The organism is Larkinella humicola, from assembly GCF_008727875.1.
Lineage (GTDB): Bacteria > Bacteroidota > Bacteroidia > Cytophagales > Spirosomataceae > Larkinella > Larkinella humicola.
Map to the genome: position 1 here is coordinate 195,055 of NZ_VTWS01000010.1, position 25,822 is coordinate 220,876.

Genomic DNA, 25,822 nt, shown 5'->3' on the forward strand with positions numbered 1-25,822 from the left:
AATGGAAGAGGAGGTAAAGAAAAAGCAAATGGAATGGCCGCCTTCAAAAGCTCTTCTGATTGCGTTTATTCCTCTCCTGCTCCTTCTGGCTACCATACCGAAGCTGTATACGATTTACGAACGGAGGCAGATTCGGAAAGAACCCGCTTTTGTCGTAGGAACCATATCGCGTATTGAAACCGGTCAAACCCGGTATCGAAGACGGATCTACCGCGCCGAGGTGCGGTATTTGATTAATGGAAAATCATTTACGGAGAAATGCCGTGCTTTTCATTCCTTGACGGAATGGCAGCTCCATTCATTACTGGAAAAGCCATTGCCGGTTATTTATGAAAAAAACAATCCGTCAAATGGAGTTGTGCTTTCAACCGAAGAACAGTTTGGACATTTCGGACTTACATTTCCGGATAGCTTGATTTGGACTAGTCAGTATTTTTATTGATCAATTATGAAACAAACCTACTTCACCGCCGGGCCAGCGGAACTGTATCCCACTGTTTACCAACACCTTCAGACGGCGATGGACGAGCAGATCGGGTCGATTTCGCACCGGAGCGCCAAGTTCCGGAGTATCTATCAGTTTTGTGACGAACAGTTGCGCGAGCTACTGACGATTCCGGAATCGCACGGAATTTTCTTCACCGGCTCGGCTTCTGAAGTATGGGAACGCATTCTGCTCAATTGCGTCGAGCACGAAAGTTTTCACCTGGTGAACGGATCTTTTTCGAAGAAATTCTGCGATTACGCGACCGCTTTGCAGAAATACGCCCACAAGCAGGAAAAACCGTTTGGCGAAGGGTTCGATTACAGCGAGATCGAGGTGCCGGAATATGCCGAACTGATCGCGGTGACGCACAACGAAACGAGCTCGGGCGTACAGATGCGACCGGTCGACATTCATAAGCTGAAGCGTAGTCATGCCAAAAAACTGATTGCGGTCGATATGGTGTCGTCGGCACCATTTCCCGATCTGGATTTCTCGCTCATCGACACGGCTTTTTTCTCCGTTCAGAAAGCGTTTGGTATGCCGGCCGGTTTGGGGGTGTGGATTGCCAATGAGAAATGCCTCGAAAAAGCCGAAACCCTGAAACACGGTGATCAGCACATTGGCGCCCACAACAACTTGCCAACGCTCTGGAAAAACTACAAAACGTTTGAGACACCGGCTACGCCCAACGTTCTGTTCATCTACCTGCTGGGTAAAATTGCACAGGATTTTAACCGGGTCGGCGTCGAAAATCTGCGGAGGGAGACGGAGGAGAAGGCGAAAATGCTGTACAAATTTGTGGAGAGTCACCCGCAATTCTCGCCTTTTGTGAAAAACGACCGGCACCGTTCGCGGACGGTGGTGGTGGCTAACACGCAAAAACCGTCGTCGGAGATCATTAGCAAAGTAAAAGAATCCGGAATGGTTGTGGGCAGTGGGTACGGACAGTTAAAAGACACCCAGATCCGGATTGCCAACTTTCCGGCGACCGATGCGGAGCAGATCGGCCGATTGATCGAGGTGTTGGGTAACGTCTAGTTTTTTGATAAACGAATTAGCACCGGTTTGGGCCAGACTATCCCCGCGTTTTGTGAGGATTTTCTGTTCAAAACCGGTGCTATTTGCATTTAAATAAACTTTATTCCCTCAAACTGGTTTTACGAAGACAACTCAGCGTAATTCCATGAAACCGTACTCTAACCGACTGGCCCATCTGATTGTTTTTTGCCTGTTCACAACCGTTGTTGTACAAGCGCAGGAAACCGACACCCTCCGACGGGATATTCCCACTACGCCATTACCAGATACGACATATCGTTCCCGGGAAGTATTTTCGGACGTAAAACCTTCCTATTTCCGACGGCCTGGCTTGCCGTGGTTTCAAAAGGGGGCCTTTATGCTGGGTGCCGCTCTGGGTTTTGCTACGGGAAAAGGGCAGGGTTTGTATACGGCTTTTAATCCCCGCGCCAGTTTCTTCATTCAGCAGGGACTGTCCGTCGGCCTGCGGGGCGCGTTCGAAAGCCGGGCCTCCACCAGCTACCGTGCCAATTCCGGGGGAGCCTTTGTTCGGTATTACCCGGTTCGAAACAACTTTTACGTCTTTGGCGAAGGCGGTTTTAATATTGGAAAATTTCGTTCCAGCGACGTCGGTCCCAACGATAACCGGGGTTTTAGCAGCCTGAACATTGGTCTGGGTCTGGGCGTAAAAGCGATGGAAAAGCTGAGCTTCGAACTCATGATCGAGAACAACTACTACGACAAGGCCCCGGTATTTGCGGGCCACAACCGCGGCCCGCAAATCAAACTGGGCGCCAATCTGCACTTTGGCCGCTGACGAACTTACCAAACCCGGGTTTGATCCACTTCCGGCTTGTACATTCGTTCCCCCGGTTTGACGTTAAAGGCCTGGTAGAAGGGTGCAAAATTGCTCAGGGGGCCATTGACCCGGTATTTCGCCGGTGAGTGTGGATCGACCTGTACGTAGGCCCGCTGGGTTTCATCCCGGATTTTGATGCGCCAGACCTGCGCAAATCCCAGAAAAAACCGTTGCTGGGGCGTGAAACCGTCGATTTTTTCATCACTTTTGCTCTGATCAGTCAGCTTAAACGCATCGAAGGCAATGGCTAATCCGCCGAGATCGGCCAGGTTTTCGCCCAACGTCAAACGTCCGTTGAGTTTCAGGTTGTCCAACACCGTGTAGTTGTTATACTGATCGACCACCTGATTGGCTTTGGCCGTAAACTTATCAGCATCCGACTTTTGCCACCAGTCGCGCAAGTTCCCCTGAACATCATACTGACGGCCCTGATCGTCGAAAAGGTGCGTGAGCTCGTGACCGATCACCATGCCGATAGCGCCGTAATTGATGGCATCGTCGGCGTCTTTGTCGAAAAACGGAAACTGCAGAATTCCGGCCGGGAACACGATTTCGTTGAACGATGGATTGGCGTAGGCATTCACTTCCGGCGGGGTCATCATCCATTCGGTGCGGTCGACGGTTTTATCGATTTTGGCAAAACTTTCTTTCGAGGCATGAAGGCGGGCTGACTGCACGTTTTCAAAATAGGCATCGCGCTTGATGGTAACATCCGAATAATCTTTCCACTTATCCGGGTAGCCAATTTTATTCATGATCCCGTCCAATTTGACCAGCGCAATTTTTTTGGTTTCCGGCGACATCCAGTCCAGCTTTTCAATCCGGTTCCGGTAAGCTTTCTGAAGGTTGGTGACCAGCGTCAGCATCCGTTCTTTGGCTTCGGGCGTAAAATGTTTTTTGACCCACAACTGCCCCAGCAATTCCCCTAGATAAGCATCGACATTTTGGGAAATCCGCTTCCAACGTTCCGACTGAACGGGTTGTCCGTAGAGTGTTTTATTGTAGAAGTCAAATTTAGCCTGTACAAACGGGCGGCTCAACAAAGACGCATTGAAGTCGATGTAGCCAAAAGCCGCTTTGTCTTTGATGACGTCGATGGGCGTCGCGGGCAGAGCCGCACTCAGCGCCTGGTAATATTCCGGTTGCCCCACCAGAACCGTGTCGGTTTTTACCGTCATCGCGGTCAGAAACGATTTCCAGTTGATGTTGGGCGTGCGTTGATTGAGTTCGTCTACCGACAGTTTGTGGTAGTTTTTGATCGGGTCGCGGAGGTCGGCTGCGGCTTTGTGGGCATTCGCCAGGGTGGTTTCAAACGCCAGAATGCCGTCGGCTTTTTTCCGGGCCGTCGTTGAGTCCGTGCCGGTCAGTACAAAAAGTTTGGTAACGTAGGCGACAAAAGCCGCCCGGATTTTCTTCGTTTCATCGTCGGTTTTGAAATAATACTCTTTCTCCGGCAAACTCAACCCGCTCTGGCCGAAACTCAGCCGGTTGATCGTGCTCTGGCGGTCGTCGGGTCCAACGCCCATGCCGAACAAAACGCCCCCCCGGTTGGTTTCGTCGGAGGCCATGTAAAGCAGGGCTTCCTTGTAGTCTTTCAGACCCGCAATCTTCGCCAGTTCGGCTTTCAGGGGTTCGAAACCCCGTTTTTCGATGGCAACGGTATCCATACCGCTGGCGTAAAAATCCCCTACTTTCTGCTCAACACTGCCGTTGGCAGCTCCGCTGGCGGCTGCTTCATCCAGAATAGACTTCGTTTTTTTCTGATTTTCCTCTTGAAGCTCGTAAAAGGAACCCCAGCCGGTCTGATCCTCCGGGATTTTGGTGTTTTTAACCCAACCTCCATTGGCATACGAAAAGAAATCATTGCCGGGGACAACGGTGGTATCCATGCCCGATTTATCGAAAAATACCGTCCGGGCGGTCTCGTCTTTTTCAGTTTTGCAGGCCGTGAGCCATGCCATTCCGCCGATGGCCAGCAGGAGAGATTTTGGAAGTTTCATAGACTAGTTTGTTCGTTGACTCAAACAGAAAGGGGTAAAAGTAACTTTTTTACTACTGTCTATTCCTACCGTAAATTGGGTGATATTGACCGTTGGTATAATTTTGGGGCTTCTGGCCCGGTAGCGTCCTCAGGCTTACCCCTATTCGCCGGGAACCACTGGAAAAAGAATCAATTTGGTTCTATCTTTACGACGGTTTAACACAACTGCCTCTGAATACTTCACTGCTTTCCGGCTTCCTGCCTGGACTGGTTTATTGATTGATTCGTCCGGATAACGCATCACCATGCGGATGGTGTGATATTCTATTGTCTTTATTTTCAATCATTTACCAGTTACCACAATGACTTCTCTTTTCTCAACACGCCTGCAATTAATTCCATTGCCCCTCACGAGCCTCGAGCAACTGGCGATGAGCCGGACTGCCCTGGAAACGGTCCGTGGGTTAAAAATTTCGAACCTTAGTCTGAGTGGGAATCACGATTTTATGGCGGAATTTGATGTAGCACTGCCGCAGTACATCATCCCTCAGGTTAAAGCTCACCCTGACCACTGGTTTTGGTATACCCACTGGCTGGTCGTCCATCGCGAACTCAATCTGACCATCGGCGGGATTGGCGTAGCCGGAACACCGGATGCTACGGGTCAAACGATGATTGGCTATTTTATGGACCAAAAGTTTGAGGGTCAACAATTTACCACCGAAGCCGTTGCCTGTTTTCTGGACTGGATTTTCCAACATCCGGATGTGAAGTCGGTCGTGGCCGATACGCCCACCCAACACATTTCATCGCAGCGGGTGTTGCAGAAAAACGGTTTTCAGTTGGTTGGTGCCGTGGAAGAAGGGGTGCGCTGGGAACGACGCCGTTTGCAACCGCCGGTTCAGGTATAGCGCCAGGCCCACCAGATCAGGACGCCCTGCAACGGTAGCCGCCCCCAGCGAATCCAGGCCGGTATAGACGAAAATTTGTCGGCCGTCGCCATGTACAGATTAGCCGGAAAAATGGCGATCAACAGCAGAATCAACCCCCAGGCAGCCAGCGACCGGGTGATCGGAAACAGCAGACCAAGGCCCAGTACCAGTTCGGCAATACCGCTGAGAATCACCATCAACGGGTGGTAGGGAATGTAGGGCGGCATGATGCGGAGGTAGGGTTCGGGGCGGATGAAGTGCAGGATTCCCGACACGATGTAGACGGCGGCAATGGCGTAAAGACTCAGGTTGTTCATGAACGGGGAGTGCGGTTTTGGGGTGAACAACCTGGGTTTTGAATGAATCCTGAAAAGTGCATTTACGGGAAGAGTTGGAAAGAATTTGCTGATTTTTCTAACAAAAGAGACAAACTGCAGGTAGATAAGTCAGAAGAAACGTAATCGATTGGCAACATGAGCAGTCAAGATAAGGAATTTACCGGAAAAGTAGCGTTGGTAACCGGTGCCGGTTCGGGAATTGGAAAGGCGACCGCCCTGCTTCTGGCCCGAAACGGCGCAAAACTGGTAGCTTTGGGCCGAACGGACAGTGAGTTGCAGGAAACCGTGCAGCAAATCCGGAAGGAGGGCGGAGACGCCATCGCTTTGCTGGCCGATATCTCAAAACCGGAGGACATGCAAAAGGCATTCGAAGCCATCAAAAGCCAGTTTGGCGGGTTGCACATCGTTTTCGCCAATGCGGGTGTCAACGGCGTGTGGGCGCCCATTGAAGACCTGCAACCGGATGAGTGGGACAAAACCATGAACATCAACCTGCGCGGTACGTTTCTGACCGTCAAATACGCCATTCCCATGTTAAAAGAAAACGGCGGTTCGGTGATCATCACGGCTTCGGTGAACGGCACACGGATTTTTAGCAATACCGGAGCTACGGCCTATTCAACCACCAAAGCCGGTCAACTGGCCTTTGCCAAAATGGCCGCGCTGGAACTCGCCAAACACCGGATCCGGGTGAATGTCGTTTGCCCCGGCGCCATCGAAACCGAAATCAATGATAGCACCGAAAAACGCAAACTGGAGTCGGCCCGGGAACCGGTCGAGTTTCCGGAAGGCGTTATTCCGCTGACCGACGGTGTTCCCGGCACCAGTGAGCAGGTGGCCGAAGTGGTCGCTTTTCTGGCTTCCGACCGGGCCAGTCACATTACCGGCACACCCATCTGGATCGACGGCGGGGAGTCGTTGCTGATGGGCTGATCGGTCAGCCGATCAGATGTCCGACAAACTGCGCGCCATTGTCCAAAATAGCTCCCCCGCGCCGGAAACCCAAACCGCAGCTTTCGCCGACGTAAAACACCCCGGCCTGGTAGCGTTTGCCGGTTCCGTCGGTGGGTAGCGCCACGTATTCCTGGTAAATTTTTGGGTAGTCGTCATACTCCCCATCGGCTTCGGCCTGCACACGTCCCTGCTCGTCCAGAATGCGGACGTTGGCCCCTTCGCGACCAAACAACACTTTCTCGACGTACATCCGGTCGGTGAGGGACTGGGTGTCGGTTTTCAGCAGCAACGGGTGAAACGGATACAGTTCCCACAGAATTTTCAGGATGTATTTCGACTGAAACAAAAGCGAATACGCCGGATTGAGGATCACCACCTGCCGACGGCGCACGGCTTCGGTCAGGATGTGGGCCAGGTCGGATTCCTCATGGCCGATGTATTCCCAGGGCACCAGCTTGAACCAGAAATCAAATTTGTCGAATTGACCATTCTCCGGATTCTGTTTGAAAATGCCTTCATCGACCGAGAATTCAACTTTGTCGATGTACTCGAATTCGACTGTAAAACCAGCTTCCCGGGCCGCTTCGCCCAAAACCGCCAGGTTGCTGTCATCTTCCGGAAAACCGCGCATGGCGGATAGCAACAGCGTCGGTTGTTTGTCTTCGTTGTGCAGCAGGATGTCGCGGAATTGCTCTACCAGCGTTTCATAAACGGAGTTGAATTGCTGTTCTTCATCCAGCCCGTTGGCCCGTAGGTGGGCGTATTGAACCACCGCCGTTTCGGGGATGCAGGTCGCCGTGTCGGCATTGAACTCGATCAGTTTGATGGGCTGGCCGTCAATGCCGCCCGCGAGGTCGAAACGCCCGTAGAGCTGAATGTGCCGGTCGTCGCTCCAGGATAGTTTGATGAGGTCGATGAGGTTGTCCGGAATTCCCAGCTCGCTGAACCGGTTGGTGTCGATGACATGTTGCCCGGCTTCTACCAGCATGGTAAACAACTGATTTCCGGCTTCATAATAGGCATCGGCTTCGGCCGGGCTTACCACAACGACTTCGTTGGTCAGGTACGACAGCGTGTCGGTTCCAAGCATCCAGTTCCAGCCAATATTGCGGAGTTGCTGATCCGGCGAAACCGGTAAAGAGCGGGTGTTGATCATAGTTGTTGTGGTTTGCGGTATACGGTTTTTCGTTCACGGAACTAGCGAGCGATACGAATGCGTCAGCTACCAAAACGTTGGCCCGGCGAAAACGGAAAGCCGTAAACCGAATACCGATTTGGGTCGGGTGACGATAAAATAGATGGTTAGCCCGGCCAGCAGGGCCGAAAGTCCTTCACGAATGGGCCATTCGGGGGCGAAGAAAATCCGGCTGCGTTGCACAACCGCCCGCGGTTCGCCGTTGGCATTGCTCCAGAGCCAGCGGCTGCGAAACACGCTGGAGGAATTGAAGCGCAGTTCACGCCCATCGTCAAACGTCAGGGAAAGACGACCCCACCAGCCGGTGCGAATGGTGGCAATGGATACTCCGCCCGCGTCGGTCACGGCGATGGTGGTGGCCGGCGTCTGGCGGTGTATTCGGTAGCTGCCAAAGCGGGAGTCGAGCGTTGCGTACTGGTGCGCTTCGATGGTTAAAACCGCCTGCGGAAGTCCCAGTTCCGAATAAATCTCGTACCGTTCAGCGTCGGAAGGCTGAATCCAGTTCAGGATGGTTCGGTGCTGGGGCGCGGGATGCATACAGGGAAATTACTGAAAAATGACCAATGAACAACGTCTGAATTAACAAGAATCGTCGGTGGTTCATTGGCCACTTCTCAAAACCAGCCTGCGCCGGGAATGCGGAAGGGCCACGGGATCGAAATCAGAATGGCAAGCAGTCCCAATCCAAAGAAGATGAAAACCGTCCGGTGTTTCTGAACGGGGCCGCTGATCCGGCGCGATTTGGAGCGACCAATCGTGATCAGCACCACGGCAATCAGCATTCCGGTAATGTGTTCGATGGTGTAAAACCGGTACAACGCTGTTTTCATGATAGTGCCCATATCGATTCCTGCATCAAAAAGGGGCACTTTGGGGCTGATAAAATACAGAATTAAACCAATCAAAAACTGCGTATGGGTGGCAATTAAGGTAAAAAGGTACAGCGTGTTATCTCCCGGCGTGTATTCATCGCGGCCCTGCCATTTCCGAAATGCGGTGACGATGGCGGCAAGCAACAGAATCAATACAACCCAGCGAAGACCCGAGTGGGCACGAACCAGTATAGTATAGAACATAGAGTGAGTAAGTTTGTCGTAGGGCAAAGAAACAACATTTGTGGCTAAGACGAATGAGAATTGCCGCAAGATTACGGACAAAAAGCACGAAATTGCGGTTGCATTCGGATGGAGAGACCCTTTTACTGATCTCTTGACTCCTCTCTTATCTCTAAAACATGATTCTTTACAACCTGACGATTAACATCGACAAAACCGTTGAGCGGGAGTGGTTACACTGGATGAAGGCCGAACACGTGCCGGCCGTCATGGCAACCGGCCTGCCGCTGAGCTACAAAATTTTGCATTTGCTCACCGAAGTCGATAACAACGGCGCGACGTATACCTTCCAGTATTCCTTTCGAATCAAACTGGATTTTTACCGCTTTCAGAAATACCACGGCGATGAACTGATGGATAAAATCCAGGAGCGGTTTGGGAATCAGTTCGTCTCGTTCCAGAGTTTGCTGGAGGAAGTTTGAAAAGGGTTTACGGTATTCGGTTTACCGTTTACGGTGGCTGACGCATTATACATTCGACATTCGTGATTTTTGAATGCGTCAGCCACCGTAAACGGTAAACCGAATACTGTAAACAGATTACTACACTGCACTTTCATTGTTCAGCAGTTCCTTCCGGCTCTTGCGTTTGTCGAGCGAGAGCAGGAAGGCGGGGAGTAGAATCAGGTTGGCGGCCATGCCCATCAGCAGGGTGATCGACACCAGAACACCGAGCGCTACGGTTCCCTGAAAGGTCGAGAAGGCGAAAATGGCGAAACCGGCGAAGAGGATAAAGGCCGTGTAAATCATGCTGATACCGGCCTGGTGGATGGTGTTGGTGATGGCTTTGGAAATGCTGAGGCCCCGCCGGAGTTCTTCGCGATACCGGGCGATGAAATAGATCGTGCCGTCGGACGCAATCCCAAACGCAACGCTGAAAATCAGGATGGTCGATGGTTTGAGCCGAATCCCGAAATAGCCCATGATTCCCGCCGTGATGATCAGCGGAACAATGCGGGGCAGCGAACAGATGATGATCGTTCGGACGTCGCGGAGTAAAAGGGCCAGCAGTGCGGTGATCAGAATTACCGCCAGGTACACACTTTCCTTCAGGTTATCCACCAGGTACTCGTTGCCTTTCGTGAAAATGCTGCTGCTGCCCGTCAGCCGGACGTCGTACATATCGCCGTTGGAAACGCGTTTACCGGTTTCGCGATCGATGTTAAAAATGGAATCGACCCGGGGTTGGAGGGTGGTCAGCAACTCCCGGATGCGCACCGTGCCGACGTCGGCCATCTGAAAACTCACGCGGGTGTAGCGGCTCGTGCTGTCGATAAATCCTTTGAACAGATTGGCTTTTCCTTTCATCTGGGGCGCATAGCTGGCCACTTTGGCCATTTCCAGCGCACCGGGCAGGACGTAATATTTCGGCTCGCCCCCGCGATAGGCCTGGTACAGAAACTTGGCCGCTTCGACCACCGACAGCGGGCGCGTGAACTCCGGATATTTCTCAAACTCGCGCTGCAAAAGCCGCATCTTGGTCAGCGTCTGGGGCGTCAAAACCCGCCCCGGCTGGCGGGTGTCGATGGATACTTCGAAAGGCAGAACGCCCCGGAAGTTTTTCTCGAAAAATTTCAGATCAGTATAAATCGGGTCGTTTTTCGGCAAATCATCGACCACGTAGCCAACCGCCTGGATGCGCATGGCTCCAATCAGGCTGACGATCACCAGAATACCGATGAAGGCATATATGGCCCGACGGCGGTGGTGAACCGTGTGATTGACCCAGTTCAGAAACGAAACCACCCAACGGCTTTCCAGATGACCACGCTGCCGCGACGACGGCTCGGGCAAATAGCCGAAGACGATCGGAATCAGCACCAGACACAGCGCGTAGGTCACGACCACCCCCAGCGAAGCCACCAACCCAAACTGGGCCAGCATCGGACTGCTGGCGAAATAGAAGACGAAAAAACCGATGGCGGTGGTGACGTTGGCAAAAAACGTCATTTCACCGATGGCTTCCGTGGCGGTATTCAACGCTTTGATTTTGTCGCCGTGGTGGCTGAATTCTTCGAAGTATTTATTGATGAGAAAGATGGTGTTCGGAATGCCGATGACGATGATGAGGGGCGGCAGCAAACCGGTTAGCAAGGTGATTTTGTAGCCAAAGAGCACCAGAAAGCCCAGCGACCAGACAACCCCCACCCCGACGATGCTAATGGCCGCCAGAACGGCTACGATGGACCGGAAGAAAAAGAGCAGAATGATGGCCGTTACGCCGAACGCCAGTGCCATAAACAGCACCATTTCGTTGCTGACTTTGCCCGTAAATTTGGTACGGATGTAGGGCATACCGGACATGTGAACCGGGATGTTGTGCCTGGCTCCGAAGGCTCTTACTTTTTTCTCAATCTCCAGCACAATCCCGATGCGGTCTTTGGTATTCAGCTTCTTCTGATCGAACGTGACGGCCATCAGGTGCGACCGACCGGCACTGTCGGCGACAAAACCCTTGTAAAAAGGCAGGTTAGCCACTTTTAAACGGAGGCTGTCTACCTCGGCCTGCGTGGTAGGTGGCTGGGGAACAAGGGGCAAAAACTGAAACTGTTTGATGCTGTCGTTGCGGACGATGTGGAACAGACTGGCAGCCGACAATACGTTCTGGACGCCATCCGATTTTTTAATGGCCTGATTCAACGCATACCAGCCGTTAAAAACCGGTAACGTATAGAGGTTAGGTGTTTCAATCCCGATGACCATCACGCTGCCGTCTTCGCCAAACCGTTTCTTAAAGGATTCGTAGAGTGCAAAGTCGGGGTCGTTGGAAGGAAGAATCCGGGCAATTTCGTAGGAAAGCTGGATGCGGGTGGCCTGATACGCCATAAATACCGTCCCTACGAAAATAACAATGAGCAGGAGAATGCGATTTTTTAAGATGAAATCCGAAACGCGGTGCCAGAACATCAAGCCAGAACAGAAGTTAAGCGCGCAAGGTACAAAATTTGGGTGTGTTTTTGAAAACCCAGGTCGAACGTTCGGCTTTAAAGGTACGGTCTCTTCATGGAAACCGGGTGTAGGATAACTTCGCCCGTAAATATATTAAACAAGTCTTGCTATTTGGAGTTAATCTATAAGCGTCCACACATAAAAGGTCGGTCATTCTTTGCTTAGTTAAATTACAAGTGCGCCAGGATTATTTCTATACCATTATTTCCAAGAATAATTATGAATCTTGCTACCTTACAAAACGTATCCCCTAGTGTGCACATGCCCACCAGTGTGGCATTTATAGGCGATTACTTACCCCGAAAGTGTGGGATTGCCACCTTTACTTCTGATCTATACAAATCATTTACAACGTATTATCCGGAATCGTCGGCGATGGTCGTGTCGGTCAACGACGTGCCGGAAGGCTACGATTATCCGGATGAGGTACGGTATGAATTTTATCAGCACGATCTGAATTCCTACAAAAAAGCCGCCGAATTTCTGAATTCCATGAACACCGAGGTGGTCTGCCTGCAGCACGAGTACGGTATTTACGGTGGAACGGCGGGCAACTATATTTTGACCCTGCTTCGGAATCTCACAATGCCGGTGGTAACAACCTTTCATACCGTGTTGCGCAATCCGGATCAGGACCAGCTCATGGTGCTGAAAACCATCGCTGATCTGTCGGCGCGGGTGGTGGTGATGACCGAGAAAGGACGTCAGTTCCTGAAAGATATTTATGAAGTTCCTGAAGACAAGATCGACGTCATTGCGCACGGGATTCCCGATATGCCGTTTGTCGATCCGCATTTTCACAAAGACCGGTTTGGCATCGAAGGCAAGCAGGTGTTGCTGACCTTCGGGTTGCTGTCGCCCAACAAGGGCATTGAAAACGTCATCAAGGCATTGCCCCGCATTGTCGACCAGTTTCCGAATACCGTCTACATCGTGCTGGGCGCGACGCACCCCAACCTCATCCGGGATCAGGGTGAAGTGTATCGCGACAGTTTGAAAAAACTGGCCGCCGACTGTGGCGTCAAAAACAACGTGCTGTTTTTCAATCAGTTCGTTGAGCTGGACAATCTGATTGAGTTTCTGGGCGCGGCTGATATTTACATCACGCCCTATCTGAATGCGGCCCAGATAACGTCCGGAACGCTTTCCTACGCTTTTGGCTGTGGCAAGGCGGTGGTTTCGACGCCCTACTGGCATGCCGAAGAATTGCTGGCCGACGGCCGGGGTGTTCTGGTGCCGTTCAACGACTCGGAAGCCGTTGCCGATGCCATTATCAAGCTGATGAGTGATGAACCCCTGCGGCACGGAATGCGCAAAAAAGCGTATATGCTCGGGCGCAGCATGATCTGGGAACGCGTGATGGAACGCTACGTTCAGTCGTTCGTACAGGCGCGTCAACAGCCGATTGCGTTACCGGGGAGCCCGCTGGCGTTGATCAATGGCAATGGGGGAGGGACGTACAAGTTGCCGCCGATTCGGCTCGACCACCTGTACCGCCTGACCGATTCAACGGGAATCATTCAGCACGCCCGCTACCATTTGCCGCACTACGAAGAAGGCTATTGCACCGATGACAACGCCCGCGCGCTGATTCTGACCGTGATGGTGGAAGAGGCTGGTATGGGCGATCGGAAACTGGCCAAACTCACCGACGATTTTGCGGCATTTCTCAACTATGCTTACCTGCAGGGGCGGGGTCAGTTCCGGAATTTTATGGGCTACGACCGCCGTTGGCTCGAAGAAGTGGGGTCCGACGACAGCACGGGCCGCGCCATCTGGGCGCTGGGAACCTGCGTCGGTCGTTCGGCCGATAAAAACCTGATTACCTGGGCGATGCCGATTTTACACCAGGCACTGCCTTCGCTGGTCGACCTGCCCTCACCCCGGGCCTGGGCTTTCGGCATCATGGGCGCCTGTGAGTACCTCAAACGCTTCGGGAATGACCGGCTGGTAAAAACCATTTTACAGCAATTGGTGGACAAATTGCTGCTCCGGTATCAGGATGGTAAATCCAAAGACTGGCCGTGGTTTGAAGGGTATCTGACCTACGACAATGCGAAATTGTCCCACGCGCTGATTTGTGCCGGAGAAACGTTGCAGGACGCGAAGGTGACCGATCTGGGTATCAAAACACTGGAATGGCTGATCAGTTTGCAGATGACGGGGAATGGCATCGCCAGCACCGGTTATTTTCAGCCCATCGGTTCCAACGGTTTTTATACCAAAGGTGGGAAACGGGCGTATTTCGATCAGCAGCCGGTGGAAGTGCAGGGGTCGGTTTCAGCCTGTCTGGCGGCCTACCGGATCACCCGCGAAGCCGTCTGGCTGAAAAGGGCCACGAAGATATTCAAGTGGTTTACCGGTCATAACGATCTGGGTCTGTCGGTTTATGATCCCAACACGGGTGGTTGCCGCGATGGCCTGCACGTCGACCGGGTCAACCAGAACCAGGGTGCTGAATCGACACTCGCGTATTTAATGGCGCTGACTGAGCTGCATTTAACCCAAAAACAAATTTCCGACGCTGAAATTGCAAATACGGCACTAACCTTGTTAGTTTAAACGTTGAAGGCAGAGACAATGAGGGAATGAAACGCACTGCTTCAAAAACAGGCGTTCATTCCCTCATTCCATAACCCTGCTGTCTGTCAACCTTTTAGTACTTATGATAAAGGCAACCCGTACCGGCATTGTCCTGCGCCCTGACCCAACGCGCGTTCTCTTCCGGCCCTTTGAACACAGTAGCTCAACGCGAACCCTGAAAATTATTGCCCGGGTCAATGCCATGACTGAGGAAGAAGCCGAGCGGAAGTTAGGCGAGGTGATTCGCGAATTTGGCAGCCGACATTACAAACTGGAGCGGTTTTTTCTGAAACGCTTCAACCACATTAAATCCCAGCTCCTGACCGACGAGCCGTTGACACTGGAGCGGAAACTGCTGCTGGGCGCGTATTTCACGATGGAATACTCGCTGGAATCGGCGGCTTTGTTCAATCCGTCGATGGTATGGCACCCCGACCAGACCAACGTTCCGCCGGGTTTCAAACGGTTTATTCTGAGCATGCGGGCGACGGGCGAAGGCCACATTTCGTCGATCACCTTTCGCATGGGTTACATCGATCAGGACAGCAAAATCATCCTGCGAAAACCGTCGCGCTACGTGACCTCCCCGGAAATCGTGCCGAACCACCGGTTCAACCGGGCGCAGTTTGAACGGAAACTCTACGAACTCCGGTTGTCGAATCCCATTTCGGAAATGATGATGACTGGTTTGGGTGAGGAATTTGCGCTCGAAGAGATGGAAGACCGGCTGAAACGGGTTTTGAGTCAATACCGGCATCATGCTGAGTACGAGGCTATTGCAAGCAGTTTGCGTACGCTGGCCCGCTCCAATTACGAACTGGACTTTGACGAAGACCAGAGCCTGGACGAACGGTGCATTTTCCCGACATCGCCCAATGAAACCAACGGAATTGAAGATGCGCGCTTCGTGCGATTTGTCGAAGACGACGGCGAAGTGACGTATTACGCGACCTATACCGCCTATAACGGCCAGGTTACTTTTCCGCAATTGCTGCTTACCCGGGACTTTACCCACTTCAGCATCAGTACGTTGAACGGGGCCGAGGTGCAAAACAAAGGCATGGCGTTGTTTCCCCGAAAAATCAACGGACGGTATGTGATGCTTTCCCGTCAGGACGGGGAGAATATTTACATCATGTATTCGGATGACCTCTATTTCTGGCAAACGAAAGAAATACTGCTGAAACCGACCTACCACTGGGAGTTCGTTCAACTCGGTAACTGCGGATCGCCCATCGAAACTGAGGCTGGTTGGCTGGTATTGAGTCACGGCGTGGGGCCCATGCGGAAATACGCCATCAGTGCCTTTTTACTCGATCTGAACGATCCCGGCAAAGTGATTGGCCGCCTGACCGAACCGTTGCTGAGTCCCGACGAAAATGAACGCGAAGGGTATGTACCGAACGTCGTGTACAGTTGCGGGGGCCTGATCAACGGCAATGAACTCATCATTCCGTACGCCATGTCGGACTACGCCAGCAGCTTCGCCACCGTCAATGTGCAGGAACTCCTGAACGAACTGACCGGCAGCCAGAAGCAGGTCGAAGTGAATGTCGAAGAACAAAATTTGTAAAATAACTCAATGCGAACCATGAGATTAGGTAGTTTATAATGAGTCGAATACGGGCCGTTGACACGTCTCATTTGCTACAGACATTCGACGGCAACGGCCGACCGTCGCTACGCGGCCAATAACCTCATCGTTCGAGTGAACACATCGATATAAAAACCGCCCTGACGCCAGGGGCGGTTTTTTGTTTTTACAGGAAATAGACTGTATCTAAATTTTTGTCTGATTACAAGATAAAATAGGTATTATCTTTTATTTTGTACTACCTTAGATACTGACAGAAAACAAGGCCGCAACCAGCTTATGATCAGGCAATTCATTGGCAACCAATCGCTAAAGTCGCTTTGCGTACTTTGGGTGGTCCTGCTGTTGTTCAGTTGTGATGCCTGGGTGTTGCCGCGTAAACAATTTGTGGTGGCAACGGGGCCGGTAGGCAACTATCCACTCAACGGCAGTACGCTCGATGCCAGTGGAAACAACCTGCACGGGGTCCTGAAAAACGGTGCCACGTACGGGCTGGATCGGAAATCGAACGCAAACTCGGCCCTGTTGCTGGACGGCATCGACGATTATTTTGAAATTCCCGACAACGTGCTGCTGCGGCCCGCGGTCCTGTCCATCAGCCTCTGGATAAAACCGCAGCGCGTCACATCGACGACCCAGATCTATTCGAAAGCGGTTTTTAAAGACAACGTCAACAACCAATATACGGCCCGCATTACCCCACCTTACACGACCGGTTCGACAACGGGGTACGAAATCATCGCGGATATTGAGCAGGACGGCAATTGTGAGCAGGAGGACAAAACCAAAAAGCGGGTTTTGTATTTTGATCCAGGCTTTCAACTGAATCAGTGGGTGCACATCGTCACCGTTTTTGAAGGCAAAACCGGCACCTTTTACCTGAATGGGCAAAAACAAATTTCCAGTACAGAATTTAAGGATGGTCCGATCGACTCCTGTTCGGGTGGCCCGTTGCGCTTCGGCGTGGCGTGGGAGGGCGATCTCAATGAATTCAGTGGGTTGATGGACGACATCCGCATCTACAACCGCGCTCTGACGGATTCTGAAATTAAAGACCTTTATCAGCAGTGAACCGGCTCTTCCTCTTGCTCGCTCTCCTCCTGACCGGCACCGCCTACGGGCAATCTCCGGGAAATACCCGGCTGACGGTTTCCAACGTTCGGGTCGAACTGGATACGCAGCGGGTAAAAATTGTCTATGATGTGGCGAATCTGATCGCGACCGATTCGGTATACATCCAGGTGGAAAGCCGCCGGAATGGGTTTTTCAAGCCCAAAACCGTGACCGGCGCCGTTGGGAAAGGCGTTTCATCGGGAGCCAACCAAACGATCTACTGGGATTACCGCCTGGATGGGGTCAATATTGAAGATGAGATTCGGGTAACGGTTCTGGCCAAACCGGTGGTACTGTCGGTTTCGGGTGGAGGTCCTGCCAACGCGCTGCTGTCGGCACTGGTACCCGGTTTGGGAAGCATACTGGTTCAGCCCAATCGGAAAACCGGCTGGCGACCGGTCATCACGGCAACCTATGGCGGGTTGCTCGCCTACGGCCTGGTGCAACGCAGCCGGTCGAAAGAGGCTTATCAGACCTACGAAAGCCAGACCAGCGAACCGCAGGCGGAACCGTATTACAACCGGGCAACGCAGCACCATCACCGGTATCTGGTGGCGACGCGGGTGGCGGCTGTGGTTTGGGCCGCCGATGTGACGTATGCCTTTTTGAAGGGGATGAAAAACGGGAAGAAAAAGCGGGCATCCGTCCGGAAAGTCGTGGCCGGTTGGGTGGGAACGACGCCAACCCTGGGGTTTTCGATGCGGTTTTAAAAACCGCTGATAACCTTTTGTCTATTTAGAAGATATGCTCTGTACCGGGATTTGGACCATCACTTATGAAAAACACGTTACGTTCTCTGCTCCTCTTTCTGATCGTCTCCGGAACCGGAATGGCCCAACAGCCTCCGGCGGTTTCGGCGCAGAGCGATTGGGTGAAAATGACCAAACCGTCCGCCGTCGCGCCACGCATCACCTGGCGAACTCCGCTGACCCGGCGGGTTTCGGAGTCCAAGCCGGTTTACCGACTGAGTGTGTGCATCGAGTCGGCGGAGCCCGTTACCAAACTTCTGTTTTTTCACAACGACAAAGAAATCAACGGCTTACAGCGGGGTATCATCAAAGTGGCCTGCGGTATGGAATACGCAGAAGAAATTCAACTGGTGAGCGGTGCCAATGAGGTCTATGTGGTGGCTACCAATGCCGCCGGAACGACTACATCGGAGACGCGGCTGATTATCAACCAGCCTGAAAAAACGGAGATTGCCGCCAAGTCGGCGGCTCCCAAACGGCTGGCGCTCATCATTGCCAACGGAAAGTATGCAAAATACCCGCTCAAAAATCCGACAAACGACGGCAAAGCGGTTAAAACGCAACTCGAAAGCCTGGGATTTGCGGTTACCTACAAAGAAAATCTGCCGCTTCGGGAACTGAAAACCAGCTTCGATACCTTTCTGGCCGAATTGGGAAACCACAACATCGGGCTTTTCTACTACGCCGGACACGGTTTGATGGTCAACGGCGAGAACTACGTGCAGCCGGTGGACGCCGACCCGACTGCTGAGCCCGATGTCGAGTTTGAGTGTTACCCGCTGCGGAGGCTCGTGGCCCGAATGGCCGGCACCAATCCGATGGGATCGAATGTCATTTTCTGGGATGCCTGCCGGAATAATCCCTACCGGTCGTGGCACCGGGGCGCGGGCGAGCCGACTTTTGCACCTGTTCAGCCCGCCGTCGGAACGCTGATCATCTACGCCACCGAGCCGGGGAAAGCCGCTTACGACGGCAATGAAGAAAATGGGCTTTTTACGAGCGAACTGGTCAAACACATCGGCCAGCCCAACCTCGATATTTTTGAGATGGTCGACCGGATCGATCGGGGCCTGGAAGAACGCGGTTTTAAACAGCCACCCTACATCGAGGGCCGGTTGCGGGGGAAATTTTTCTTTCAAATGCCATGAAAACGGGTAATTGTTTCGTACCAACAGTTCTGTTCTGGCTGATTTTTAGCCCATTCGGCCAAGCTCAGACGTTTTATGCCCTTGTGGTGGCTGACACCAAAGACCCGCTTTTGACCGATGCCTGCAAACGGGACCTGGACGTGATGCACCGGCAGTTTGTTCAGATGGCGGCTGCCATTCAATACCCTCTGGACGAGCGGATTGTGGCTCAGGATGATTTCGGCCAAAAACAGCTCCAGGCCGTGTTGCAGGAAATCAACCCCCAACCGAACGACATTCTTTTCCTGTATTATACCGGCCACGGCTACAACCTGAAAAACCGCACCGACCGGTTTCCGATTCTGATGCTGGAAAAGGATGATGCGCTGGCCGGGCAGAATCCGAGCCTGTTGAACCTACATACCCTGCTGAAAAAGAAAGGAGCGCGGCTGTGTATAACCCTGGGGGATTGCTGCAACGAAGTGATTGATGCCACCCGTACCACCGGGCGCAAACGGATTCCACCAAAGCCGCTGGTGCTGACCAACGATTCCCTGAATCAGGCGTACCGGAAACTCCTGCTGGACGTCACCGGCGACGTCCTGATTGCCAGCAGCCGCCCCCCGCAGGAAGCCTGTGCGCACCCGGATTCGGGCAGTTTCTATACGCGCGCATTCGATGAAGTGCTGGAGTTGGCGGCTCGTTCAGGAGCGGAACTGTCGTGGGAAACCGTGCTGAAAAACACCCAGACGCAACTGTCCCGCTACGTCGCCACGCGTTTCAAACAATCGCTGTATGAAGCCAACCTGCGCGAAAACCGGTCGTCGGCGGGTCGGCTGACGGTGTATGCGTCGCCGGAACAGCCCTTGTTGAACCAGGAGGGTGTGGTGGAGGAAAACCAGCTTACCGAAAAGCAACTCCTTGATTTTCGGGCGTTAACGGAACAGAAAGTGACCGAATTTCAGCGGTATTTATCGGTTATTGCCGATCCTGAGCAACAAGACAACATCCGGGAACTGGCCATTGAAAATGCCCTGCTGCTGTTTTTGCCCGATGCCACCATGCAGGTCGGTTCGTCCAATCCCAAAGCGACGGTGAAAACCTACCCGCTCGCGATTTACCTCAGAAGGCTGAAAAACCTGGAAAAGCGGTATTTCGACATCGACATTGCGTTCTATGATCTGGCGTTGGTGGCCGACTGGGAAAAAACCGTCAGCGGTTATGAAACCACGGCGACGTACTTTCAACATTTTCAGGCTTTTAATCCAAAAGGGCAGCTACTGTTTGCGGCCAAAACCGCCAAGCAGATGGCGGTCGATCTGCAAACCCGGAAAGACCCTTTCTACGAAGAAAACCGCTGGACGGTGCTGCTGGGTGATGTCAGGCTCGTGGAAAAAGGGATTGGAATCGGGAATAAAGAAAGTAGAAGTGAGAAAAAAGACGAAAAAAAAAGTAAACGCCCGTAACCGGGAACGTTCGATACACGCATCTCCAGCCTTTAAAATGAGTAAAGCGGCTTTTCGGATCGTCCTGTTTTTCAGTGTCTTTGCTGCGTTTGGGTCGGCGTTGGCGCAGACGTACTCGCGGGCCGACCAACTGAAAATTGCCGATAATGCCCGTCGGCTGGTGCGTGACCGCTATCTGACCAATTTGGAGGTTTTGACGCATTACGAGGCCAACCAGCCGTTTGAGGTGTTGCAAAGCCAGCTCAACGGCTTGCTGAAAGATGCGTTTCGGAACCGGGAAGTGCTGGTATACAATGAGTTTCGACCGGGGTCTAATGCCTACACCACTGTTGAGGAATACGTGAAAGATGCCCGTATTTTTTCGTCCGGGAAACCGGTGACCAATACCCTGACGCTGGATGAGGCACGCTACCGAATCAGTCGAACGCAAGACGGTTTTCCGTTCGTCAGTCTATACGTCGAGAAACGGGTGCAGGGTGTGGGTAAACAGGGAAAGACGTTTCGATTTCAGAACCAGGTCGAATTTCGGATTCGGTTTGTATTCGACCCGGCGTTGAATGCGTTTCATTCGTTTAAAATTGCCGGCATCACCAAAGTTGACGCCTGGCCATCTGACGCTTTTGCCTTGAAACCGGGTGATCTGGAGCAGGCCGAGAAAAACGAAAACGACCTGTTTACAACCCTGACGTCCATCACGGAAAGCTTAAAGAAAGTGCTTCCGGCTGGTTCTACCCGGCTGGGTCTGGACCGGTTTACCTACAACCGCTGCGGGATCAACGACCCGTTGTCGGACCGGATTTTTGCCACGCTGCACAGTTGTCTGCAAAAACAGGCGGCTGTGGCGGTCGTTCCGACAACGCATCGCACCGACTCGTTGCTGTGGATTCGGGGCTATTACCGGGAAGATCTGAACAACCTGCGACTCGTTGCGGAGGTGTTTGATGCCCGTACGAATCGGGTTCTGGCAAAAATTGAGAATACTACGTTGCCGCTGGCGTGGATCAGTGGGCAAAACCTTCGGCTGAAACCAGCGCAGTACCAGCAGGTGCTGGCTTTTCAGGATACGCTCCGGCAGCATTTCGTGGCCGGTGCAACGCCACTAACGGTGGAAATTCGAACAGACCGGGGCCGAACCGGGGTCGAATATTGGCCGGGGAATCAGATCACGATCGAAGCCCGGGTAAACCGTCCCGGTCATTTGCGGCTGCTGTATGTACTGGCGGATGGCACGAAAACCCTGCTGGAAAATGATTTCGAAATCAGGGCGGATCAGGTCAATCGGTATGTTCCGATTGCTCCGGACGCGTCGTTTTTCTGCGCCGAACCTTTCGGAACGGAATACCTGCTGGCGTATGCCAGCCAAACGGCATTTTGCCCGATTCCGGCCAAACCGAATTCCCGACTGTATTTGCGGCATGAAAACGGGTATGCCCTTCTGGTGGGTTCACTGACCGAAACCCTGACGGCCCTGCGGTGCACGATACCGCCCCATCAGGTTGCGGAAGACCGGATTCAGATCACGACGCGGACGGTAGCGAGATAAACAGATGCGGTTTTTGGAGTTCTTCAGGACTTGCCTGAGCGGAAAATGTGGCCCTGATTTTTAACAAATGAGCAAATCGATATGTATTTTTTTTTGATTGCCTAAGTAAAAAAAACGAATTGTTATGGTGTACATTCAAGTAAAAAATGGACAAAAGCAAGTCGGCCAAAATGGCAGTTGTAGAGTCAATGCTCGATTCTGTTATTTGTTAAGTGATTGATTGTTAGTATTATATTGTGTGTTTTTTGGAGTATTTAGGAATGGATTTCTTTCCTGACTGACCCCTGCGGAAATAAAATAAATCGGATTCAAAATTTCAAATAAACAGGCCACTATTAATTTATTAATATTTTTTATTAATAGTGGCTAATCGTAGGCAATTTGAACCTTACTATTTATTAGTTTTGCAAAAGATAATCATGTTTCTTTCTTACTAATTCTACCACTCTAATAAACCTCCGTGTCAACGGTTCACAACATCTATGGTAAAACTCTTACTACCGCAAGCCCGGCTTGTCAGGATGATGAGATTATCCATTCCTCAACTCCTGCTGGCTTTTGTCTGCACGAATGTCGCTCTCGCAGCGAAAGACCCCAACGCGGGCGCTTCATCTAAAAACGCTTTGGCAGCCAGTACGGTTGACAGAACCCTCTCCGGCAAAGTAACCGATGAGACGAGTTCTCCCTTACCGGGTGTCAGTATTGTTCTGAAAGGAACCCAACGGGGTACGGTGACTGACGCTAATGGTCAGTACAAAATCGAAGTTCCCGAGCGGGGCGCAACGCTGGTTTTCTCTTTCGTTGGGTATCTGTCTCAGGAAGTGAGTGTTGGCGCTCAGAGTTCGGTTGATGTCAGCCTGAAAGCCGACAACAAAGTGCTGGAAGAAATCGTCGTCATCGGGTACGGTACGGCGAAGAAAAGCGACTTGACGGGGGCCGTCGGTTCCGTGAAAGAAGCCGAACTGAAGGAACGCCCGGCGGCTTCGCTAACGCAGGCGTTGTCGGGCCGGATGCCGGGTGTGCAGGTTAACACCAACTCGGGTCGTCCCGGCGGTCGGACCACCATTCGCGTTCGCGGGTTTAGCTCCATCAACTCCTCGAACAACCCACTGTATGTGGTCGACGGCGTGATGCTGCCGCAGGGGAACCAGAACCAGTTTAGCTCGGCCATCGACTACATCAACCCGAACGACATCGTTTCGGTGGAAGTGTTGAAAGATGCCTCCTCGACCGCCATTTACGGAGCGCGGGGTGCCAACGGGGTTATTCTGGTAACAACGAAAAAAGGGAAATCCGGTGAAGGTCAGGTGACTTACAACGTCGATTTCAGCGTAAACACGATCGGACCCAACCGGCCGGAAGTATTGAACACTGCCCAATATATGGCGGTAGAAGATCTGGCCTGGGCCAACATGGCGAAATACGATCCCGTTGGCTGGGCAGCCGGTAAATGGGCGTATCTGAACCCCAAACTGCGCCGGATCGACCCCCGGGTCTGGAATTCCGACGGAAGCCCCAAGTTCGATACGAACTGGCTGGAAGAATCGACTCAAAACAAATTGTCGCAAAACCACCAGTTGGGTTTCAGCGGGGGTAACGACCGCACGCAATACTCGGTTTCACTGGGTTACCGCGATGATCAGGGGTTGATTAAAACCTCGTACATGAAACGGTATTCGGGCCGGTTTACGATCGACGATCAAGTGAAATCGTGGTTGAAAGTGGGTGGTACGCTGAGCTACAACAACCAGTCGGAAAACATTGTGGATCAGGGCGATGCCGTTGCCCGCCAGATTGTGGAAGATTTTCCGTTCCTGCCGGTTAAATACGAAGACGGAACCTACGCCAACAACCGGGATTTCCCGTTTGCAGAAGGAACCATGAGCTCGGTTCACCGCCTGATGGGTCGGAAATACATTCTGAACACCCAAACGACGATCGGTAGCCTGTACTCCAACATTACGCTGGCGAAAGGACTGGAAATGCGGACGATTTTGGGTGCTAACGTACAAACCCAGGAAAACAACCAGTCCCAAACCCGGACGCTGAACATCGGCGGAAACGGGAACGCATCGGCTAGTAACCGGAAAGAAACGTTCTGGTCACTGGAAAACTACCTGACCTACAACAAGCAGATCAACGAGAAAAACGCCATCAACGCCCTGTTGGGTATTTCTTGGCAGGAAACGGATGTGTTCAGCATCAGTGCGGCAGTCAACAACTTTGCCACCGATTATTTTACATTCAACAACCTCGGTGCAGGGGCTACCAACCCGGGTGTTGGATCAGGTGCTTCCCGTTCGGCGTTTAACTCCTACTTCGGTCGGATCAACTACAGCCTGATGGATAAGTATCTGTTCACCGTTACCGGTCGGGCCGATGGGTCTTCGAAATTTGGTGAAAACCACAAATTTGCATTCTTCCCCTCGGCAGCTCTGGCGTGGCGGGCATCGGAAGAAGAGTTTCTGAAAGGCAATTCCATCATCTCGAACCTGAAAGTACGGACCAGCTTCGGTTTGACGGGGAACTCCGAAATACCGCCTTACTCGTCGTTGTCGCTGCTCAGCTCGAACTACGCAACCATTTATGGCGATGCGCGGGTGTCGGGTACGGGGATCAGCCGTCTGGCGAACCCGGATCTGCGTTGGGAAAAAACCGCTCAGACCGACTTTGGTGTGGAACTGGGCTTGCTGAAAGGACGGATTTCCTTGGAAGCGGATTACTACTATCGCAAGACGACCGACATGCTGTTGGATGCGCCGGTTCCGCGCACAAGTGGATATGCCACGATTCGCCGGAACGTGGGTTCAATGCAGAACAAAGGCTTTGAATTCGGTCTGAACACGGTCAACATCGATGCCGGTGGTTTCCAGTGGAACACGACCTTCAATATCTCGTTCAACCGCAACAAAGTATTGGCTCTGGCGACGCCGTCGGACATCTTCAATGTGGGTGGGCCGAACTTTACGAATCCAACGAACGTAATCCGCATCGGCGAGCCGGTTGGCGCATTCTGGGGTCTGACCCGGGTGGGTGTCTGGAGCGAAGCCGAACGCGAAGAAGCCGCCCGTTTCACCAGCTACCGGAACGGTTTGACGATGCTGCCGGGTGACATCAAATACCTGGATGTGAACGGCGACCGCGCCATCACGGATGCCGACCGGAGTATCATTGGGAACGGTAGCCCGAAATCATGGGGTGCTATGACCAACAACTTCCGTTACAAAAACTTCGACCTGACGCTGGAATTGCAGTTCTCGTATGGCAATGACGTCATGTTGATGAACCTGCACCCAAGCGAAGACCGTCAGGCGCTGGCCAACAGCTACACTTCGGTATTGAACGCCTGGACCCCGACCAACCAGAATACGATGATTGCTGAAATCCGGGATACCCGCGCTGGTTATGTCACCAACGTAGACAGCCACTGGATCAAGGATGGTTCATTCCTGCGGGGCCGCAACCTGTTGTTCGGCTACACCTTCCCGAGCAACGTAACCAACAAACTCAAACTGAACCGCCTGCGGGCTTACGCAACCGTGCAGAACTTCTTCCTGCTCGTTGACGACAAGATCGTAGGTGATCCGGAAGTGACGCCGACCAACCAGGGTGATGGCAACAGTGCCTTCTCACAAGGCATGATCTGGCACAACTATCCGAAACCGACCACGTACATGTTCGGTCTGCAGATTGGGTTTTAATTGATTAAAAGGTATTCAAAAGACAGTTGACGATGAAACATATAGTTAGTAAAGTGAGCAAAATCGCCCTGCTGGGGGCGGTGCTGCTGGGTCCGGTGGGTTGTTCCGATTTCCTCGACG

General features: G+C 52.4%; 20 protein-coding genes. 14 read left to right on the plus strand and 6 right to left on the minus strand.

Annotated elements, in window-relative coordinates:
- Position 1: 1 nt before the first annotated feature.
- From F0P93_RS28435 to F0P93_RS28445, 3 genes are all read left to right on the plus strand, one after another.
- Positions 2-442 carry a hypothetical protein gene (locus F0P93_RS28435; protein WP_150881193.1) on the plus strand — a complete coding sequence of 147 codons (441 nt, stop codon included), beginning with the start codon at positions 2-4 and terminating at the stop codon, positions 440-442.
- A 6-nt stretch (positions 443-448) separates the two neighbouring features.
- Entirely contained in the window at positions 449-1,525 is a 1,077-nt protein-coding gene (locus tag F0P93_RS28440) for an aminotransferase class V-fold PLP-dependent enzyme (protein ID WP_150881194.1), read from the plus strand.
- Between the two features lie 145 nt (positions 1,526-1,670).
- Positions 1,671-2,321 (plus strand): hypothetical protein, encoded by a 651-nt coding sequence (locus F0P93_RS28445; RefSeq protein WP_150881195.1) that lies wholly within the window; start codon positions 1,671-1,673, stop codon positions 2,319-2,321.
- Positions 2,322-2,326: 5 nt separating this feature from the next.
- Here F0P93_RS28445 and F0P93_RS28450 read toward each other — a convergent pair whose 3' ends face one another.
- Positions 2,327-4,363 (minus strand): M13 family metallopeptidase, encoded by a 2,037-nt coding sequence (locus tag F0P93_RS28450; protein WP_150881196.1) that lies wholly within the window; start codon positions 4,361-4,363, stop codon positions 2,327-2,329.
- Positions 4,364-4,706: 343 nt separating this feature from the next.
- Here F0P93_RS28450 and F0P93_RS28455 point away from each other — a divergent pair, with 343 nt between their 5' ends.
- Positions 4,707-5,255: a GNAT family N-acetyltransferase gene (locus F0P93_RS28455; RefSeq protein WP_150881197.1), complete on the plus strand. Its 549-nt coding sequence runs from the start codon at positions 4,707-4,709 to the stop codon at positions 5,253-5,255.
- Here the strand turns inward: F0P93_RS28455 and F0P93_RS28460 are convergent.
- A complete protein-coding gene (locus tag F0P93_RS28460) occupies positions 5,246-5,593 on the minus strand; it encodes a DoxX family protein (RefSeq protein ID WP_150881198.1) in 348 nt (115 codons plus the stop codon). The two genes, F0P93_RS28455 and F0P93_RS28460, sit on opposite strands and share 10 nt — an antisense overlap.
- Before the next feature lie 156 nt (positions 5,594-5,749).
- On the opposite strand from F0P93_RS28460, the gene F0P93_RS28465 reads away from it, so the two are divergent.
- Positions 5,750-6,547, plus strand: coding sequence for an SDR family oxidoreductase (locus F0P93_RS28465; RefSeq protein WP_150881199.1), 798 nt, complete (start codon positions 5,750-5,752; stop codon positions 6,545-6,547).
- A 4-nt stretch (positions 6,548-6,551) separates the two neighbouring features.
- Here the strand turns inward: F0P93_RS28465 and F0P93_RS28470 are convergent, their stop codons facing one another.
- The 3 genes from F0P93_RS28470 to F0P93_RS28480 all read right to left on the minus strand — a co-directional run bounded on the left by F0P93_RS28470 (position 6,552) and on the right by F0P93_RS28480 (position 8,839).
- Positions 6,552-7,724 (minus strand): glutathionylspermidine synthase family protein, encoded by a 1,173-nt coding sequence (locus F0P93_RS28470; RefSeq protein ID WP_150881200.1) that lies wholly within the window; start codon positions 7,722-7,724, stop codon positions 6,552-6,554.
- A gap of 66 nt (positions 7,725-7,790) precedes the next feature.
- On the minus strand, positions 7,791-8,300 hold the full coding sequence (locus F0P93_RS28475) for a hypothetical protein (RefSeq protein ID WP_150881201.1): 510 nt from the start codon (positions 8,298-8,300) through the stop codon (positions 7,791-7,793).
- 77 nt (positions 8,301-8,377) lie between these two features.
- A complete protein-coding gene (locus F0P93_RS28480) occupies positions 8,378-8,839 on the minus strand; it encodes a cytochrome B (protein ID WP_150881202.1) in 462 nt (153 codons plus the stop codon).
- A gap of 158 nt (positions 8,840-8,997) precedes the next feature.
- Here F0P93_RS28480 and F0P93_RS28485 point away from each other — a divergent pair, with 158 nt between their 5' ends.
- Positions 8,998-9,300 carry a DUF4286 family protein gene (locus tag F0P93_RS28485; protein ID WP_150881203.1) on the plus strand — a complete coding sequence of 101 codons (303 nt, stop codon included), beginning with the start codon at positions 8,998-9,000 and terminating at the stop codon, positions 9,298-9,300.
- 120 nt (positions 9,301-9,420) lie between these two features.
- Here F0P93_RS28485 and F0P93_RS28490 read toward each other — a convergent pair whose 3' ends face one another.
- Positions 9,421-11,784, minus strand: a complete 2,364-nt coding sequence (locus F0P93_RS28490; protein WP_150881204.1) for an efflux RND transporter permease subunit — start codon at positions 11,782-11,784, stop codon at positions 9,421-9,423.
- A gap of 261 nt (positions 11,785-12,045) precedes the next feature.
- On the opposite strand from F0P93_RS28490, the gene F0P93_RS28495 reads away from it, so the two are divergent.
- From F0P93_RS28495 to F0P93_RS28530, 8 genes are all read left to right on the plus strand, one after another.
- On the plus strand, positions 12,046-14,388 hold the full coding sequence (locus F0P93_RS28495; protein WP_225309687.1) for a glycosyltransferase family 4 protein: 2,343 nt from the start codon (positions 12,046-12,048) through the stop codon (positions 14,386-14,388).
- A 103-nt stretch (positions 14,389-14,491) separates the two neighbouring features.
- Positions 14,492-15,982 (plus strand): glycoside hydrolase family 130 protein, encoded by a 1,491-nt coding sequence (locus F0P93_RS28500; protein ID WP_191908945.1) that lies wholly within the window; start codon positions 14,492-14,494, stop codon positions 15,980-15,982.
- A gap of 300 nt (positions 15,983-16,282) precedes the next feature.
- Entirely contained in the window at positions 16,283-17,074 is a 792-nt protein-coding gene (locus F0P93_RS28505; RefSeq protein WP_150881205.1) for a LamG domain-containing protein, read from the plus strand.
- Positions 17,075-17,088: 14 nt separating this feature from the next.
- A complete protein-coding gene (locus F0P93_RS28510) occupies positions 17,089-17,826 on the plus strand; it encodes a hypothetical protein (protein WP_150881206.1) in 738 nt (245 codons plus the stop codon).
- A 65-nt stretch (positions 17,827-17,891) separates the two neighbouring features.
- Positions 17,892-19,013: a caspase family protein gene (locus F0P93_RS28515; protein WP_150881207.1), complete on the plus strand. Its 1,122-nt coding sequence runs from the start codon at positions 17,892-17,894 to the stop codon at positions 19,011-19,013.
- Positions 19,010-20,458 (plus strand): caspase family protein, encoded by a 1,449-nt coding sequence (locus F0P93_RS28520; RefSeq protein WP_150881208.1) that lies wholly within the window; start codon positions 19,010-19,012, stop codon positions 20,456-20,458. Before F0P93_RS28515 ends, F0P93_RS28520 begins: the two co-directional genes overlap by 4 nt.
- 37 nt (positions 20,459-20,495) lie before the next feature.
- Positions 20,496-22,001, plus strand: coding sequence for a DUF4384 domain-containing protein (locus F0P93_RS28525; RefSeq protein ID WP_191908946.1), 1,506 nt, complete (start codon positions 20,496-20,498; stop codon positions 21,999-22,001).
- A gap of 521 nt (positions 22,002-22,522) precedes the next feature.
- On the plus strand, positions 22,523-25,702 hold the full coding sequence (locus F0P93_RS28530) for a SusC/RagA family TonB-linked outer membrane protein (RefSeq protein WP_374756790.1): 3,180 nt from the start codon (positions 22,523-22,525) through the stop codon (positions 25,700-25,702).
- Positions 25,703-25,822: the final 120 nt, after the last annotated feature.

Excerpts from the sequence above, each read along its gene's own strand:
- F0P93_RS28435 (WP_150881193.1), top strand. The coding sequence starts at position 2 with ATGGAAGAGGAGGTAAAGAAAAAGCAAATGGAATGGCCGCCTTCAAAA.
- F0P93_RS28440 (WP_150881194.1), top strand. The coding sequence starts at position 449 with ATGAAACAAACCTACTTCACCGCCGGGCCAGCGGAACTGTATCCCACT.
- F0P93_RS28445 (WP_150881195.1), top strand. The coding sequence starts at position 1,671 with ATGAAACCGTACTCTAACCGACTGGCCCATCTGATTGTTTTTTGCCTG.
- F0P93_RS28450 (WP_150881196.1), bottom strand. The coding sequence starts at position 4,363 with ATGAAACTTCCAAAATCTCTCCTGCTGGCCATCGGCGGAATGGCATGG.
- F0P93_RS28455 (WP_150881197.1), top strand. The coding sequence starts at position 4,707 with ATGACTTCTCTTTTCTCAACACGCCTGCAATTAATTCCATTGCCCCTC.
- F0P93_RS28460 (WP_150881198.1), bottom strand. The coding sequence starts at position 5,593 with ATGAACAACCTGAGTCTTTACGCCATTGCCGCCGTCTACATCGTGTCG.
- F0P93_RS28465 (WP_150881199.1), top strand. The coding sequence starts at position 5,750 with ATGAGCAGTCAAGATAAGGAATTTACCGGAAAAGTAGCGTTGGTAACC.
- F0P93_RS28470 (WP_150881200.1), bottom strand. The coding sequence starts at position 7,724 with ATGATCAACACCCGCTCTTTACCGGTTTCGCCGGATCAGCAACTCCGC.
- F0P93_RS28475 (WP_150881201.1), bottom strand. The coding sequence starts at position 8,300 with ATGCATCCCGCGCCCCAGCACCGAACCATCCTGAACTGGATTCAGCCT.
- F0P93_RS28480 (WP_150881202.1), bottom strand. The coding sequence starts at position 8,839 with ATGTTCTATACTATACTGGTTCGTGCCCACTCGGGTCTTCGCTGGGTT.
- F0P93_RS28485 (WP_150881203.1), top strand. The coding sequence starts at position 8,998 with ATGATTCTTTACAACCTGACGATTAACATCGACAAAACCGTTGAGCGG.
- F0P93_RS28490 (WP_150881204.1), bottom strand. The coding sequence starts at position 11,784 with ATGTTCTGGCACCGCGTTTCGGATTTCATCTTAAAAAATCGCATTCTC.
- F0P93_RS28495 (WP_225309687.1), top strand. The coding sequence starts at position 12,046 with ATGAATCTTGCTACCTTACAAAACGTATCCCCTAGTGTGCACATGCCC.
- F0P93_RS28500 (WP_191908945.1), top strand. The coding sequence starts at position 14,492 with ATGATAAAGGCAACCCGTACCGGCATTGTCCTGCGCCCTGACCCAACG.
- F0P93_RS28505 (WP_150881205.1), top strand. The coding sequence starts at position 16,283 with ATGATCAGGCAATTCATTGGCAACCAATCGCTAAAGTCGCTTTGCGTA.
- F0P93_RS28515 (WP_150881207.1), top strand. The coding sequence starts at position 17,892 with ATGAAAAACACGTTACGTTCTCTGCTCCTCTTTCTGATCGTCTCCGGA.
- F0P93_RS28520 (WP_150881208.1), top strand. The coding sequence starts at position 19,010 with ATGAAAACGGGTAATTGTTTCGTACCAACAGTTCTGTTCTGGCTGATT.
- F0P93_RS28525 (WP_191908946.1), top strand. The coding sequence starts at position 20,496 with ATGAGTAAAGCGGCTTTTCGGATCGTCCTGTTTTTCAGTGTCTTTGCT.
- F0P93_RS28530 (WP_374756790.1), top strand. The coding sequence starts at position 22,523 with ATGATGAGATTATCCATTCCTCAACTCCTGCTGGCTTTTGTCTGCACG.